11 protein-coding genes are annotated in these 14903 nt (G+C 70.2%); 5 read left to right on the top strand and 6 right to left on the bottom strand.

Going from position 1 to position 14903, the window contains the following annotated elements; genetic code table 11:
- Position 1 precedes the first annotated feature (1 nt).
- Positions 2 to 1051: a type VI secretion system protein TssA gene (gene tssA, locus HDC36_RS17585; RefSeq protein ID WP_179569877.1), complete on the top strand. Its 1050-nt coding sequence runs from the start codon at positions 2 to 4 to the stop codon at positions 1049 to 1051.
- 478 nt (positions 1052 to 1529) lie between these two features.
- Here tssA and HDC36_RS17580 read toward each other — a convergent pair whose 3' ends face one another.
- Positions 1530 to 1817: a DUF2782 domain-containing protein gene (locus tag HDC36_RS17580; protein WP_145703958.1), complete on the bottom strand. Its 288-nt coding sequence runs from the start codon at positions 1815 to 1817 to the stop codon at positions 1530 to 1532.
- Between the two features lie 477 nt (positions 1818 to 2294).
- Here HDC36_RS17580 and polA point away from each other — a divergent pair, with 477 nt between their 5' ends.
- Together polA and HDC36_RS17570 are read left to right on the top strand one after the other, a co-directional pair.
- Positions 2295 to 5063 carry a DNA polymerase I gene (polA, locus tag HDC36_RS17575; RefSeq protein ID WP_179569870.1) on the top strand — a complete coding sequence of 923 codons (2769 nt, stop codon included), beginning with the start codon at positions 2295 to 2297 and terminating at the stop codon, positions 5061 to 5063.
- 724 nt (positions 5064 to 5787) lie between these two features.
- Positions 5788 to 6267 (top strand): YetF domain-containing protein, encoded by a 480-nt coding sequence (locus HDC36_RS17570; RefSeq protein ID WP_179569868.1) that lies wholly within the window; start codon positions 5788 to 5790, stop codon positions 6265 to 6267.
- A 127-nt stretch (positions 6268 to 6394) separates the two neighbouring features.
- Here the strand turns inward: HDC36_RS17570 and HDC36_RS17565 are convergent, their stop codons facing one another.
- From HDC36_RS17565 to HDC36_RS17545, 5 genes are all read right to left on the bottom strand, one after another.
- Positions 6395 to 6673: a DUF2164 domain-containing protein gene (locus HDC36_RS17565; protein ID WP_179569866.1), complete on the bottom strand. Its 279-nt coding sequence runs from the start codon at positions 6671 to 6673 to the stop codon at positions 6395 to 6397.
- Positions 6670 to 7569, bottom strand: a complete 900-nt coding sequence (gene hemF, locus HDC36_RS17560; protein ID WP_179569864.1) for an oxygen-dependent coproporphyrinogen oxidase — start codon at positions 7567 to 7569, stop codon at positions 6670 to 6672. Before hemF ends, HDC36_RS17565 begins: the two co-directional genes overlap by 4 nt.
- 350 nt (positions 7570 to 7919) lie before the next feature.
- Positions 7920 to 8927 (bottom strand): hypothetical protein, encoded by a 1008-nt coding sequence (locus HDC36_RS17555; RefSeq protein WP_179569862.1) that lies wholly within the window; start codon positions 8925 to 8927, stop codon positions 7920 to 7922.
- Positions 8928 to 8967: 40 nt separating this feature from the next.
- A complete protein-coding gene (locus HDC36_RS17550) occupies positions 8968 to 9531 on the bottom strand; it encodes a hypothetical protein (protein ID WP_179569860.1) in 564 nt (187 codons plus the stop codon).
- A 225-nt stretch (positions 9532 to 9756) separates the two neighbouring features.
- Positions 9757 to 12138: a S9 family peptidase gene (locus HDC36_RS17545; RefSeq protein WP_179569859.1), complete on the bottom strand. Its 2382-nt coding sequence runs from the start codon at positions 12136 to 12138 to the stop codon at positions 9757 to 9759.
- A gap of 233 nt (positions 12139 to 12371) precedes the next feature.
- Here HDC36_RS17545 and HDC36_RS17540 point away from each other — a divergent pair, with 233 nt between their 5' ends.
- Both HDC36_RS17540 and cydB read left to right on the top strand, forming a co-directional pair.
- The gene (locus HDC36_RS17540) at positions 12372 to 13772 is read left to right on the top strand and encodes a cytochrome ubiquinol oxidase subunit I (protein ID WP_179569857.1); all 1401 of its coding nucleotides are present in this window, start codon (positions 12372 to 12374) and stop codon (positions 13770 to 13772) included.
- On the top strand, positions 13772 to 14788 hold the full coding sequence (cydB, locus tag HDC36_RS17535) for a cytochrome d ubiquinol oxidase subunit II (protein ID WP_179569855.1): 1017 nt from the start codon (positions 13772 to 13774) through the stop codon (positions 14786 to 14788). The genes HDC36_RS17540 and cydB overlap by 1 nt, the downstream gene beginning before the upstream one ends.
- The last annotated feature ends 115 nt before the right edge of the window (positions 14789 to 14903 follow it).

Genomic DNA, 14903 nt, shown 5'->3' with positions numbered 1-14903 from the left:
CATGAGCACCGAACAGACCCTCGAGACGCTGCTGGCGCCGATCGCCGACGACGCGGCGTCCGGCCCGGACCTGGAATACGACCCGGACTTCCTGGCGCTGGACCGCGCCGCGGCGAACAAGGCCGAACGCGCGGTCGGCGACAGCGTGATCGCCGCCGAGGAGCCTGACTGGGACAAGGTGCAGACGCTGGCGCTGGCGCTGTTCCGCCGCAGCCACGACCTGCGCGTGGCGATCCACCTGAGCGCGGCCTGGCTGCGCCTGCGCGGCCTGCCCGGCTGGGCCGACGGCCTGGCTCTGGTGCATGCGCTGCTGGCGCAGCGCTGGGACAGCGTGCATCCGCAACTGGATGCCGAGGACGACGACGACCCGACCGCGCGGGTCAACGCGGTGGTCGCGCTGGGCGATCCGCTGGGCCTGCTCGGCGCGCTGCGCAGCACGGCCTTCGTGCAATCGCCGCGGCTGGGCCGCTTCAGCCTGCGCGACCTGCGCGTGGCCAACGGCAGCGTGAAGCCGGCCAATGCCGGCGACAGCGTGCCGTCGCTGACCGAGATCGAGGCCTGCTGCCTGGACTGCCCGCTGGAAGCGCTGGGCGAGACCGTGGCCGCGGTGCAGCGTGCGCAGCAGCTGGCGCGCGAGGTGGACGCGCTGTTCGCCGAACGCATCGGCAGCGCCGCGCCGGACCTCAAGCCGCTGCTCGGCGACCTGCGCGACCTGGAGCGCTTCCTGCTGCCGCAATGGACCGCGCGCAACGGCGGCGCAGCCGAGGGCGACGCGGCGGGCGAGGAGCCGGCCGACGGCCAGGGCGGCACTGCCGCGCCCGCCGGAGCCGGCGGCAATGCCCGCATCGCCAGTCCCGACGACGTGATGCGCCGGCTCGACGAGATCTGCGCCTACTACGCCAGCCACGAACCCTCCAGCCCGGTGCCGCTGCTGCTGCGCCGCGCGCAGCGCCTGGTCGGGCGCAACTTCCTGGACCTGCTCAAGGAACTGGCCCCGGCCGGGGTCAGCGAACTGCAGCACGTGGCCGGCGTCCGCGACGAGGACGCCTGAGCCGGCGCGTGCCGCCGGCTGCGGTGCCGGCGTTCCCCCGGTGCAGGCAGCTTCGGCCCGGCACCGCCGAAGTCGGGGGCGTTTCAGGCGCCGTGCGTCGCGACTTAAGTCGCTCCCACAAGGGGCTTGCGGCGTGCCGGCCGGTGCACTGTGGGGGACTTCAGCCCCGCCTGCTGCCGAAGCCGGATAGCTGGACGACTTCGCTCGTCGCGGTTGAAGCCGCGCCTACGGGAAACGGCCGACGTGTCGGGTGCACTGCGGGAGGGGTTTCAGCCCCGACATGGCGCCGAACCCGCTGTGGTTGCCGACTCCGTGCGTCGCGACCGAAGTCGCTCCCGCAAAGGCCAGCGGCGCGCTGGCTGGGCGCGCTGTGGGAGCGACTTCAGTCGCGACGCGCGGAGCATCCGAAAGCGCGCCAGGTTTCCGTTCGTGGCAGCGGTGCGCGGCCGGCGCTGGATCGAGCATTCCCGATCCGGCGTCACCAGCTATACAGCTTCCAGTACACCGGCGACACATTGTCCTTGCTGCCGTCCATGTGCCCGTCGCCGTTCTGGTCGTAGAGGTAGTAGGCCGGGGCGTTGGCCGGGGTCACCTTGACCGCGCGCAGCTGGCCGGAGACCCGGTATTCGTCCACGCTGTCGCCGTTGTCCATCGTGCGATGGGTCACGTCCGCGCCGCGGACGTCCACCGGCGGGCCGTCGGGGCCGATCCCGGTCGAGGCGCAGCCCGCCAGCAGCAACAGTGGAACCAGCATCAGGGCTTTCATTGCAGCATTCTCCACAGCGAAGTCGTCGCACGGATTATGCGCCGAGAGGCCGCATTCGGCGCGTAACGGCTGGATGCGCGCAGCGCTTCACCCAACCCCTCTCTTGATGGGCTGGCGGCTGTTCCTTCTCCCACCGGGACCATGGCCCCCTTTTCGGGGGAAGGTGCCCCGCAGGGGCGGATGAGGGTACGGGCGCAGCCTCGCGCACCCAATCGCAGCGAGTCGCTTCGCGCCGGACCCTCACCCCAACCCCTCTCCCGGCGGGAGAGGGGCTAAGCGGCGGTTCCTTCTCCCGTCGGGACCATGGCCCCCTTTTCGGGGGAAGGTGGCCCGCAGGGGCGGATGAGGGTACGGGCGCAGCCTCGCGCACCCAACCCCAGCGAGTCGCTTCGCACCGCACCCTCACCCCAACCCCTTCCCGGCGGGAGAGGGCTCCGGATCCCCGGTCCCCAGCCAGGTGCAGCGTAGAATTGCCCGATGAGCCGATTAGTCCTGATCGACGGGTCCAGTTACCTGTATCGCGCGTTCCACGCGCTTCCCCCGCTGACCAACCCCGCCGGCGAGCCCACCGGCGCGCTGTTCGGCGTGGTCAACATGCTGCGCGCCACGCTGAAGGAGCGCCCCGAGTACGTCGCCTTCGTGGTCGATGCGCCGGGCAAGACCTTCCGCGACGACCTGTACGCGCAGTACAAGGCCAACCGCCCGCCGATGCCCGACGAGCTGCGCGCGCAGGTCGAGCCGATGTGCCAGATCGTGCATGCGCTGGGCATCACCATCCTGCGCGAGGGCGGGGTCGAGGCCGACGACGTGATCGGCACCCTGGCCCTGCAGGGCGCCGGCGACGGCCTGGACGTGACCATCTCCACCGGCGACAAGGACTTCGCCCAACTGGTGCGCCCCGGCGTGCAGCTGGTCAACACCATGAGCGGCAGCCGCATGGACTCCGACGCGGCGGTGATGGAGAAGTTCGGCGTGTGGCCGAGCCAGATCGTCGACCTGCTGGCGCTGATGGGCGACGCCATCGACAACGTGCCGGGCGTGGACAAGTGCGGCCCCAAGACCGCGGCCAAGTGGCTGGCCGAATACGGCTCGCTGGACGGGGTGATGGCCAATGCCGACGCGATCAAGGGCAAGATCGGCGAGAACCTGCGCGCGGCGCTGGCGCGGCTGCCGCTGAACCGCGAACTGGTCACCATCAAGACCGACGTGGCCCTGCCCGGCGGGCCGCGCACGCTGGCCCTGCGCGAGCAGGACCCGGACCTGCTGCGCGGCCTGTACCAGCGCTACGGCTTCACCCAGGCGCTGCGCGACCTGGACGGCGGCGTGGCCGCCCCGGCCGGCGCCGCCGAGGTGACCCCCAGCCTGCGCGGTACCGCCGCCGGCTACGCCCGCGCCGCCGCGCCGATCGACGACACCCTGGACCCGGCGCTGGCCGCCAAGGGCGAGTACGCCGCGATCATGACCCCGGAGCAGTTCGAACACCTGCTGCAGCGCCTGCGCGCGGCCGCCGGCTTCGCCTTCGATACCGAGACCGACGCGCTGGACGCGATGCGCGCCAACCTGGTCGGGCTCAGCTTCGCGATCGAGCCGGGCCGCGCCGACTACCTGCCGCTGGGCCACGACTACCCCGGCGCGCCGGTGCAGCTGGACCGGACCCTGGCGCTGGCGGCGCTGAAGCCGCTGCTGGAGGACCCGGCCAGGCCCAAGGTCGGCCAGCACGGCAAGTACGACCTGCACGTGCTGCGCCGCCACGGCGTGGACGTGCGCGGCTACGCCGACGACACCATGCTGGAGAGCTTCGTGCTCAATTCCACCGCCAGCCGCCACGACATGGATTCGCTGGCGCGGCGCTACCTGGGCTACGACACGGTCAAGTACGAGGACGTGGCCGGCAAGGGCGCCAAGCAGATCGCGTTCTCGCAGGTGGCCATCGACGACGCCACCGGCTACGCCGCCGAGGACGCCGACATCACCCTGCGCCTGCACCGCGCGCTGTCGGCGCAACTGGACGCCGAGCCGGCGCTGGCCAAGGTCTACCGCAAGATCGAGATGCCGCTGGTGCCGGTGCTGGCACGGATCGAGGCCAACGGCGTCAGTGTGGACATGGCCGAACTGCGCAGGCAGAGCCAGGACCTGAGCCAGCGCATGCTCGCCGCGCAGCAGAAGGCCACCGCGCTGGCCGGGCGCACCTTCAACCTGGATTCGCCCAAGCAGTTGCAGGCGGTGCTGTTCGACGAACTGAAACTGCCGGCGCTGATGAAGACCCCCAAGGGCCAGCCCAGCACCAACGAAGAGGCGCTGGAGGCGATCGCCGACCAGCACGAACTGCCGCGGGTGATCCTGGAATACCGCGGCCTGGCCAAGCTGCGCAGCACCTACACCGACAAGCTGCCGGAGATGATCAATCCCGACACCGGCCGCGTGCACACCAGCTACCACCAGGCCGGCGCCGCCACCGGGCGGCTGTCCTCGGCCGATCCGAACCTGCAGAACATCCCGATCCGCACCGACGACGGCCGCCGCATCCGCCGCGCCTTCGTCGCCCCGCCAGGGCGCAAGCTGATCGCCTGCGACTACTCGCAGATCGAGCTGCGGATCATGGCCCACCTGTCCGAGGACCCGGGCCTGCTGCGCGCCTTCGGCGCCGGCGTGGACGTGCACCGCGCCACTGCCGCCGAGGTGTTCGGGCGCAAGCTGGAGGACGTCACCAACAACGAGCGCCGCGCCGCCAAGGCGATCAACTTCGGCCTGATGTACGGCATGAGCGCGTTCGGCCTGGCCCGCAACCTGGGCATCGGCCGCGGCGAGGCGCAGGACTATGTGGCGCTGTACTTCAGCCGCTACCCGGCGGTGCGCGACTTCATGGAGCGCATGCGCGAGCAGGCGCGCACCCAGGGCTACGTGGAGACCCTGTTCGGCCGCCGCCTGTACCTGAACGACATCAACGCCAAGCAGCAGGGCCTGCGCGCCGGCGCCGAGCGCGCGGCGATCAACGCGCCGATGCAGGGCACCGCGGCGGACATCATCAAGCGCGCCATGGTCACCGTGGACGCCTGGCTGGAGCCGCACCGCGAGCGCGCGCTGATGATCCTGCAGGTACACGACGAACTGGTGTTCGAGGCCGATGCCGACTTCGTCGACACGCTGCTGCCCGAAGTGACCCGGCTGATGGCCGGCGCCGCCGCGCTGAAGGTGCCGCTGGTGGTGGACAGCGGCGTCGGCGACAACTGGGACGAGGCGCATTAGTCGGGGGCAGGGAATCGGGAGTCGAGAATCGGGAACGGGAAGTCCGGGCCGGCCAGTGGCCGGGGCTTGGCGTGGTGAACAGGGATGGGGGCGCGTTGCCGTGGGCGGCCCGATTCGCGGGCGCAGGAGTGGTGGCCGGGCCGCGCTCGTGATGTTGCGGCACGCCTGAACGCCTTTATTCGAAACTGCGCGGCGTGGCGATGGGCCGGCCGGGGAGCGTCGCAGCGCAACTGTCTACGCGCTGCTCCCGGCGTTGCTCGCGTAGCGAAGCAGACGGTTTCGCAGCGGTTTTGGAGCATCCATGCGCCAGACCGGCGAACAGCGCACGGTTTCGGGATCCACTCCGCATCACAAACGATCGTTCGCCGCGTTCTTGCGCACGGATCCACCCTATAAAAAGCAGTTGTTTCTGGAACCCTGCGTTGCGTTGGATTTCGTGAATGAATCGGTCCTTAATTCGATGAATTTTTAACTAAAATCTTCACGAACTAGCAAGGTGCAAAATGTTTTTATATCCCTCGACAGGCGCAATACCTGTCGCGGATCTCCTCCCATCCCCTGGAGCAGATCTAGGAACGGCGACTCCTCCCCAAGTCTCCGTTCCCTGGCCCCGCCGACCTCCCCCTGGTCCGCGGGGCTTTTTTATTGCCTGCGAAAAAATCCAGTTCAGCGCCATCGCCGCCGGCACACGCCGGGGCGCAACCACCAACCTGCGAGCCGCGCGATGCCCGATCTTTTTCATCTGTCGATGCCGTGGTGGGAATTCATTTTCCGCGCGGTGGTGGTGTATGTGGCGGTGCTGACCATGGTGCGGGTGTCGGGCAAGCGCGCGATGGGGCAATTGACACCGTTCGACATGCTGCTGATCGTGCTGCTCGGCAATGCGGTGCAGAACGCCCTGCTGGGCCAGGACACCTCGCTCGGCGGCGGCCTGTTGCTGGCGGCGACGCTGATCGCGTTGAACTTCGGGGTCGGCCTGATCACCTCGCGCAGCGATCGCGCCGAGCGCCTGATCGAAGGCGAGCCGGTGGTGCTGGCGCGCGACGGTCATGTGTTCCGCCAGGTGCTGCGCCGCGAACTGGTCAGCAACGCCGACTTCGAGGCGGCGATGCGCCAGCAGGGCTGCCCGGGCCTGGACAACGTGCGCCTGGCGCTGCTGGAGACCAATGGCCACATCACCATCCTGACCGCCAAGGACAGTTGAGCGGGGCTTCCGGCAGCGCCGGGGCGCCTGCCCGCTGTCCCTGTAGGAGCGGCTTCAGCCGCGACCGGGCTTCACCGGTAACGCCCGGTCGCGGCTGAAGCCGCTCCTACAGGAAGCGGCGCCCCACCTAGCGGCGTGGCTCGGTCGGTTGCTCCAGCTGGTAGAGCGCGTCGTCCAGCGCGTCCAGCTGGGCGGCGAGCTGCGTGCGCGCATCCTGCAGGCCGCGATTGTAGAAATGCGCGCCGATGCGCTCGGCGACGAAATCGAGCAGGAATTCGGCCTCGAAGCCGCCGATCTGCTGCTGCAGCTCCTCGCGCAGGTAGCGCTGCAGCTGCTCGGCGATGCGCGCCTTCTCCTCGCGCCCCAGCACGCTCGACGGCAGCGGCGCGCGGCGCGGTGCGCTCATGCCAGCCAGTCGCGCGGCACCAGGTAGTCGGCCAGGCGCGCCTCGGCGCTGTCCGGCTCGGGCTGGAACCCGTATTCCCAGCGCACCCGCGGCGGCAGGCTCATCAGGATGCTCTCGCTGCGGCCGCCGCTCTGCAGGCCGAACAGGGTGCCGCGGTCGTAGACCAGGTTGAACTCGACGTAGCGCCCGCGCCGGTACAGCTGGAACTCGCGCTCGCGCTCGCCCCACGGCAGCGCGCGGCGGCGCTCGACGATCGGCAGGTAGGCGTCCAGGAACCCGTCGCCGACCGCGCGCTGGTAGGCGAAGTCGCGCTCGAAGTCGGCGTGCAGGTCGTCGAAGAACAGCCCGCCCACGCCGCGGGTCTCGTTGCGGTGCTTGAGGAAGAAGTATTCGTCGCACCAGCGCTTGTGCGCGGCATAGCGGTCTTCGCCGAACGGCGCGCACAGCGCCTGCGCGGTGCGGTGCCAGTGGCGCACGTCTTCGTCGAACGGGTAATAAGGGGTCAGGTCGAAGCCGCCGCCGAACCACCAGGCCACGGTTTCGCCGTCGCGCTCGGCGCGGAAGAAGCGCACGTTGGCGTGGGTGGTGGGCAGGTAGGGGCTGTGCGGGTGGAACACCAGCGACACGCCGGTGGCGCGCCACGAAGCGCCGGCCAGTTCCGGACGGTTGGCGCTGGCCGAGGGCGGCAGGCGCGTGCCGGACACGTCGGAGAAGCCGATCCCGGCCTGCTCGAACAGCGCGCCGTCGCGCAGGATGCGGGTGCGCCCGCCACCGCCCTCCGCACGCTGCCACAGGTCCTCGGCGAAGCGGGCGCGGCCGTCGGCGGCCTCGATGGCGGCGCAGATGCGGTCCTGCAGGCCGGTCAGGTAGTCGCGTACTCGGTCGAACTCGGTCATGGTGGCGGTAGGCAGTCGGGCGGGGGAGGGGCAGCCACCTGTAGCTGGGCGACAGGCAGCGGCGTGCCGCACATTATTGCGTGCCGATCGCCGGGGGCTGTTAACGCGATCGGATGACCGCATTGCCGTGCGCTGCGTTCGAGCGTCGGGGCGTGCGCCGCGGCTGGCTGGGCGCCCGGGGGCCTTTCCGGGCCGCCTGTGTCGTGTGCCTGGGGGTGTCATCCATTTCAGAGCAGGTCGCAGCCCCAGCCCGCAGGACTACGCCCGCGCGTGCGCGCTGCCGTGTCGGCGCCGACGTGGACACGCATGCGCGGCGGCGGCGCGGGTCGCCCGGGGAGGGAGGACACGCCCTAGGGCGCCGTGGCCCCGCAGTGGTCGGCCTCGTCGCCGAAGAACACCACGAAGCGGTGCGCGCGATCCAGGCCGAGCAGCCGCTTCGCGCCGAGCGGACGCAGCCGCCATGGCTGTCCATCCTGCTGGCGCAGCGCGACCTGCCCGTCCTCCAGACGCGCTTCCATCACGTTGCCGTTGCCGTCGCGCACGCTGCCATCGGCGCCGAACTGCAGGCTGATTGCGTCGCCGATGGGGGCGATGAAACGGCCGCATGGCAGCCGTGTGGCCGGCGGCGACTGCAGCAGCGCCGCGTCCACGTCTTCCAGTGCCGTGGTGCGGCCGCAGGCCACCGGATCGGACAGGGCGCAGGCCTGTTCAAGCAGTGCCTTGGCGCGCAGGAACTGGCCGTCGTCCCACTGCCGTTCCGCCGCCGCAGTGCAGATCTGCGGGGAGGCGCTGCGCTGGCACACGGCTTCGGGCTGCACGGCAGCCCCGGCCTGGTCGGGGGCGGTGGTCGCCGTCGCTGCGGGATCGAGCAGCGCACGGCAGGCGAACGGCAACTGCGGCCCGCACAGCGCCGCGGCTTGCGCTTGGTCGCCTGACGCCAGCCGCTGCGCGCAGGCCGGCAGGTCCGCGCGGCATTGCGCGATCGCCGCTGTCGCCGCCGGGACGGAGGCGGCGCAGGGCGCGCTGCTGCCGCGCCGATAGACGGTGCCGTCCGCCGCACGGACTTGCGCGGCGTCGGCCGAGAGCGTGTAGCGCTCGCTGCGGCCGCTGGCCAGATCGAACAGCTGCAAGGCGTTGCCCTCGCGCTGCAGATGGAAGCGCCGCGGCGTGTCCTGCTCGGGTTCCAGCCGCGCGCTGTCTGCGCTTTCCAGGTACAGCGCGTTCTGCGCGCCGTCCACGTACAGGCCGCAGACGGGGGCGGCGGGCGCGGCGGCGGCGCAGGCGGCGATCCCGAACCAGGCCAGCGCGAGCAGGGTGGCGCCGGCCAGGAAGCGGCGGCTGGGGCAATGCGATGTCATCGGAAATCCTTTTCGAAGCCGGCGATGCCGGCGGGTGGGATCAGCTGCGGAATTCGGCGCGGATCGCCGGCCGGTACAACTGGTAGACGATCCAGCCATGCAGCGCGGCGAAGACCAGGGAGGTCACCGCGGCGGTGGCCATGCTGATCATGCGTCCGGACTGCAGCTGAGCGAGCAACTGCGCGCCGTCAGCGCTGTGCAGCAGCGCCTTGGGCAGCATCTGGTGCATCGCGCCGAAGAAGTGCCACATCAGCGGCAGGCTGGCGAAGTTGGCCAGTCCGGTGACGACCAGGAAGGCGACGAAGCTCAGCCGTGCCCATTCGCGCCGTTGCTGCAGCCCCCACGCGGAGGCGCTGAACAGCAGCGCCAGCAATGCCGACAGCAGCGACAGCGCGAGCATGTGGTCCAGGCACCATTGCCACAGCGCCGGCGGCGTGATGCCGACGCGCGCGAACAGCCCTTGCAGCGCGCCATCGGGCAGCAGCGCCAGCACCGCCACCTGGCACAGCGCGTACAGCAGCCAGACCACGCCGACCACCAGCGAGATCTTCGCCATCGTGTCGATCATCGGGTTGCGTGCGGAGGGCAGGGGCGGGGGTGGCATCGGCGGTCCTTCGATGGGGTGGCGGCACGAGGGGGCCGCGAAGCGTCCGGCAAGGATAGGGCGGGTGGCTGCCGGCGCAAGCGAGCTGTGCCCCCTCGCCCGCCGGTCAGCGGCAAGCCGGCGCTTCGCTCGTCGCGACTGAAGTCGCTCCCACAACAGCCCCTGCGTTCCGCAGGCAGTCCTGTAGGAGCGGCTTCAGCCGCGACCGCTTGCCGAAAGGCAGACCTATTTCACCTGCTGCTCGAACAGCTTCAGCACCCGCTTGTACTCGTCCAGCCACGAATCGGCGCGGGTGAAGCCGTGCTTTTCCAGCGGGTACGGGGCGATCTCCCAGTTGTCCTTGTGCAGCTCGATCAGCTTCTGGCTCATGCTCACCGAATCGCGGAAGAACACGTTGTCGTCGACCATGCCGTGGGCGATCAGCAGGTGGTCGCGCAGGCCGGCGGCGTATTCGATCGGCGAGGAGGCGCGGTAGGCCTCCGGGTCCAGCTCCGGGGTGTTGAGGATGTTGGCGGTGTACTCGTGGTTGTACTGGGTCCAGTCGCCGACCGGGCGCAGCGCGGCGCCGGCCTTGAACGTGCCGGGGCTGCGGAACAGCGCCATGTAGGTCATGAAGCCGCCATAGGAACCGCCATAGATGCCGGCGCGGTCGCGATCGCCCTGCTTGTCGGCGACCAGCCAGTCCAGGCCGTCCAGGTAGTCCTCCAGCTCCGGATGGCCCATGTTGCGGTAGATCGCGGTGCGCCAGTCGCGGCCGTAGCCGGCGCTGGCGCGGTAGTCCAGGTCGAGCACCACGTAGCCCTTCTGCACCAGCAGGTTGTGGAACATCTGCTCGCGGAAGTACGGGGTGTAGCGCGCCGACACGTTCTGCAGGTAGCCGGCGCCGTGCACGAACATCACGATCGGGTAGCGCTTGCCGGGCTCGGGATGCTGCGGGCCGTAGTACTTGCCCCAGACCACGCCGGCGCCGTGCTTGGACGGCACCTGCACGTATTGCGGCTGGATCCAGTCGCGCGCCTTGAACGCGGCGCTGCGGGTGTCGGTGAGGGTGCGCGCGTTGCCGCCGGCCACCGGCACGACCGCCAGCTGCGGTGGCAGGTAGCTGCCCGAGTAGCGCACCAGCAGCTGCTGGCCGTCCGGCGACAGCGCGAAGTCTTCCACGCCGTCGAGCGCGGTCAGTTCGCTGACGCGGTCGTCGCGCAGGTCGAGCTTGCACACCTCGTAGTCGCCCGGCCACTTGCGGTTGCACAGGAACAGGAAGCCCTGGCCGTCGGCAGTGGCGATCGGCGCGGAGACTTCCCATTTGCCCGAGGTGCGTTGCCGCGGCTTGTCGTTGCCGCGCTGGGTGTACAGGTGCGCATAGCCGGATTGCTCGGACAGCAGCCACAGCGTCTGGTTGTCCGCCAGCCAGCCGAAGTCGTTGAAGCTCCAGCCGATCCAGGCCGCGTCGGTGAGACGGTGGCGGTTGAGCAGGGTGGCCTTGTCCAGGTCGACGCTGGCGATCCAGCGGTCCTTGTTGTCCACTGCGCGCAGCATCACCGCGACATTGCGGCCGTCGTCGCTCCAGTGGATCGCCGGACCGGCGCCATCGCCGTCGGTCTCCACGCGGATCGCGCGCGGGCCCTTCAGCGGCTCCTGCTTGGCCGCCTTGCGCAGCGCCGCCAGCGGATCGGCGTCGATGCCGGGCAGGGCGGCGACGTCGAGCTTGCGCGCGCTGCCGGCGCTCACGTCGACCAGCCACAGCGTCTGCGCCAGCGGCGGGTTGCGGCCGACGCGGGTGCGGGTTTCCTGGAATTCCTCGTAGCCCGATTCGGTCACGTACTTGGGCATCTTGCCGTCGCGGCCTTCGTCGCCGCCCTTGGCGTGGGTCACCACCAGCAGGTGGCGGCCGTCCGGCGACAGCGCGCTGTCGTCGATGGCCACGTCTTCGCCCAGGTACACCGGCGCCGGCGCGCGGCTGCCGTCGGCGCGGCGCCAGGCCTGTTCCTGCTGCCGCGCCAGCTCGCGCTGCGCGCGATCGCGGGCCAGGGTCTCCAGGGTGCGCAGCTGCTGCTCGCGCAGCGCATCGGGCTTGGGCGCGGCGTCGGGATCGCGCTCGGCCTTGAGCACCGCCGCCTGCAGCGTGCCGCCGCCGGCGCTCCAGCGGTACCAGTCGTTGCCGACCCGCCACAGCGCGCCGCCGTCGGTGGTGAACTGCGGGCGCGCCGCGGCGTCGTTGCTGCGGGTCAGCTGGGTCAGCGCGCCGCTGCGCAAGTCGCGCAGGAACACGTCGCCGTTGCGCACGAACAGCATGCGCTGGCGACGCGCGTCGTAGACCGGATCGGCCGCATCCAGGGTGCTGCGCTGGCTGTCCTCGACGCGCTGCGCAGCGGCGCCATCGACGCCCTGGCGGTAGGTGTCGCGCACCGGGCTGCCGGCGCGCTTGAGCTGGTACTGCACCTGGCGCCCGTCCCAGGCCCACCAGGCGGCCTCGACCGGCGGCCCGATCCAGTCCGGATCGGCCATCGCCTGCTCGATCGTCAACGGAGCGGCGGTTTCCTGCGCGGCGGCCAGCGGCGCCAGGCAGGACAGGGACAGCAACACAACGCACAGGGTTACGCGACGCATCTGGATTCCGGACGAACGGGCAAGCGGGGAGGGTAGCAGCCGCGATGGCGCGGCGACTGCGCCGTTGGTCATGGGGCGGCCGGGATTGGGGATTCGGCATTGGGGATTCGCAGAGGCCTTTCGCTTTTGCCAATCCCCAATCCCCAATCCCGGCCCTGCGACAAGACGTCACACGCAATTTCGCCCGGCTGGGCCAACAATGGCGGCCAGTTACGGTTTCACGAGCGACGTCCATGGACGCAGTGCTGCTCTCGCGTATCCAGTTCGGATTCGTCATCAGTTTCCACGTGTTGTTCCCGGCCTTCACCATCGGCCTGTCGAGCTGGCTGGCGTTCCTGGAGTGGCGCTGGCTGCGCACCCGCGACACGCTGTGGCGCGACCTGTATTTCTTCTGGCTGAAGATCTTCGCGGTGTCGTTCGGCATGGGCGTGGTCAGCGGCATCGTGATGAGCTTCCAGTTCGGCACCAACTGGTCGGTGCTCAGCGAGCGCGCCGGCAACATCCTCGGCCCGCTGCTCAGCTACGAAGTGCTGACCGCGTTCTTCCTGGAGGCCTCGTTCCTCGGGGTGATGCTGTTCGGCTGGCGCAAGGTGCCGGAGAAGCTGCACTTCCTGTCCACCTGCCTGGTCGCGCTGGGCACGCTGATCTCCACCTTCTGGATCCTGTCGGCCAACAGCTGGCTGCACACGCCGGCCGGCTACGCCATCGTCGATGGCGTGTTCCAGCCTGCCAGCTGGCGCGAGGTGATCTTCAATCCGTCGTTCCCGTACCGGCTGGCGCACATGGTGCTGGCCGCGTTCATCACCACCTGCTTCGTGATCGGCGGGGTCAGCGGCTGGTACCTGCGCCGTGGCGTGCACGTGCAGGTGGCGGGACGGATGCTGAAGCTGGCGGTGGCGTTCGCTGCGATCGCGGTGCCGCTGCAGATCGCCGCCGGCGACGCGCATGGCCTGAACACGCTCGAGCACCAGCCGATCAAGGTGGCGGCGATGGAGGCGCACTGGCATGGCGAGGCGCCCGGCGCCGGCGTGCCGCTGGTGCTGTTCGCGGTGCCCAACGAACAGGCCGAGCGCAACGACTACGAGGTCAAGATCCCGCGCGTGGGCAGCCTGATCCTGACCCATACCCTGGACGGCGAGATCGCGCCGCTGACCTCGGTGCCCGCCGACGAACGGCCGCCGGTGAAGCCGGTGTTCTACGCGTTCCGGATCATGGTCGGCCTGGGCATGGCGATGCTGCTGCTGGCCTTCGTGTCGCTGTGGTTCTGGTGGCGCGGCACGCTGCTGCGGCGGCGCTGGCTGCACGTGGCCTGGAACGCGATGCTGCCGGCCGGGTTCGTGGCCTTGCTGGCCGGCTGGTTCGTCACCGAGATCGGGCGCCAGCCGTACGTGATCTACGGGCTGTTGCGCACCCGCGATGCGGTCAGCGCGATCAGCCCGGCGATGGTGTGGGTGTCGCTGGGCGTGTACGTGGCCGCCTACGCCTTCGTGTTCGGCTTCGGCGGCTGGTACATCCTGAAGATGCTGCGCAAGGGGCCGATGCCGCACGAGCCCGAGCCGCAGCTGCACGATGGCGACAGGACGCCGGCGCGGCCGATCTCGGCGGCCGGCGACGATCTCGAGGAGACGCGCTGATGGACATGGCCACCGTGCTGCCGGTGATCTGGTTCGGGGTGATCGGGTTCGGCGTGCTGATGTACGTGCTGCTGGACGGCTTCGTGCTCGGCCTGGGCATCCTCGCCCCGTTCGCCGAGGACGAGGATCAGCTCGACCTGATGATGAACACCGCCGCGCCGATCTGGGACGGCAACGAGACCTGGCTGGTGCTCGGCGGCGCCGGCCTGCTGGCGGCGTTCCCCAAGGCCTATGCGCTGATCCTGTCGGCGCTGTACCTGCCGGTGCTGCTGATGCTGATCGCGCTGGTGTTCCGCGGCGTGGCGTTCGAGTTCCGCTTCAAGGCGCATCGCTCCAAGTACCTGTGGGGCTGGGCGTTCGCGCTGGGCTCGCTGTGCGCGGCGTTCTGGCAGGGCGTGATCCTCGGCGCGCTGGTCGAGGGCATGCCGCTGCAGGGCGGCAAGTACCTCGGCGGCGTGCTGGGCTGGTTCAGCCCGTTCTCGATGCTGACCGGCGCGGCGGTGGTGTTCGGCTATGCGCTGCTCGGCGGCAGCTGGCTGATCCTGAAGACCGAAGGGCCGATGCAGCGCATCGCGCGTTCGCTGACCCGGCCGCTGGTGCTGGTGGTGGTGGTGTTCATGGGCCTGGTCAGCGCCTGGCTGCCGTTCCTGGACTCGCGGATCATGGCGCGCTGGTTCCACGGCGGCAATTTCTGGTGGCTGTCGCCGGTGCCGCTGCTGGTGCTGGTCAACGCGTTCGCGCTGTGGCGCGCGGCGATGGCGCAGGGCCGCGACGCGCGCCCGTTCGTGCTGACCCTGTGCTTCTTCGTGCTCGGTTTCTTCGGGCTGGTGCTGGGCATCTGGCCGAACATCGTGCCGCCGGGGCTGACCATCTGGGAAGCGGCGTCGCCGCCGTCCTCGCAGGGCTTCGTGCTGGCCGGGCTGGTGGTGCTGCTGCCGGTGATCCTGGGCTATACCGCATGGTCGTACCGGGTGTTCCGCGGCAAGATCACGGCCGACAGCGGCTACCACCACTGAGTTCTTCGGTGGAATCGCGGCGCGCGTGCGGCGTGCCGCCATCGCGTGGGCAGTGCGCCCGGCTTGCCAGCGACGGCGGTGGCCGCCAAGCTACCGATTCGCGCTGCCCGTTGCG

It is taken from the genome of Xanthomonas sp. JAI131, from assembly GCF_013410075.1.
GTDB classification, from domain to species: domain Bacteria; phylum Pseudomonadota; class Gammaproteobacteria; order Xanthomonadales; family Xanthomonadaceae; genus Xanthomonas_A; species Xanthomonas_A bonasiae.
This window is presented reverse-complemented; position numbering and strand designations above follow the sequence as displayed.

Bases quoted from the DNA above. Each gene is read 5' to 3' on its own strand.
- tssA (WP_179569877.1), top strand. From the start codon at position 2: ATGAGCACCGAACAGACCCTCGAGACGCTGCTGGCGCCGATCGCCGAC.
- HDC36_RS17580 (WP_145703958.1), bottom strand. From the start codon at position 1,817: ATGAAAGCCCTGATGCTGGTTCCACTGTTGCTGCTGGCGGGCTGCGCC.
- polA (WP_179569870.1), top strand. From the start codon at position 2,295: ATGAGCCGATTAGTCCTGATCGACGGGTCCAGTTACCTGTATCGCGCG.
- HDC36_RS17570 (WP_179569868.1), top strand. From the start codon at position 5,788: ATGCCCGATCTTTTTCATCTGTCGATGCCGTGGTGGGAATTCATTTTC.
- HDC36_RS17565 (WP_179569866.1), bottom strand. From the start codon at position 6,673: ATGAGCGCACCGCGCCGCGCGCCGCTGCCGTCGAGCGTGCTGGGGCGC.
- hemF (WP_179569864.1), bottom strand. From the start codon at position 7,569: ATGACCGAGTTCGACCGAGTACGCGACTACCTGACCGGCCTGCAGGAC.
- HDC36_RS17555 (WP_179569862.1), bottom strand. From the start codon at position 8,927: ATGACATCGCATTGCCCCAGCCGCCGCTTCCTGGCCGGCGCCACCCTG.
- HDC36_RS17550 (WP_179569860.1), bottom strand. From the start codon at position 9,531: ATGCCACCCCCGCCCCTGCCCTCCGCACGCAACCCGATGATCGACACG.
- HDC36_RS17545 (WP_179569859.1), bottom strand. From the start codon at position 12,138: ATGCGTCGCGTAACCCTGTGCGTTGTGTTGCTGTCCCTGTCCTGCCTG.
- HDC36_RS17540 (WP_179569857.1), top strand. From the start codon at position 12,372: ATGGACGCAGTGCTGCTCTCGCGTATCCAGTTCGGATTCGTCATCAGT.
- cydB (WP_179569855.1), top strand. From the start codon at position 13,772: ATGGACATGGCCACCGTGCTGCCGGTGATCTGGTTCGGGGTGATCGGG.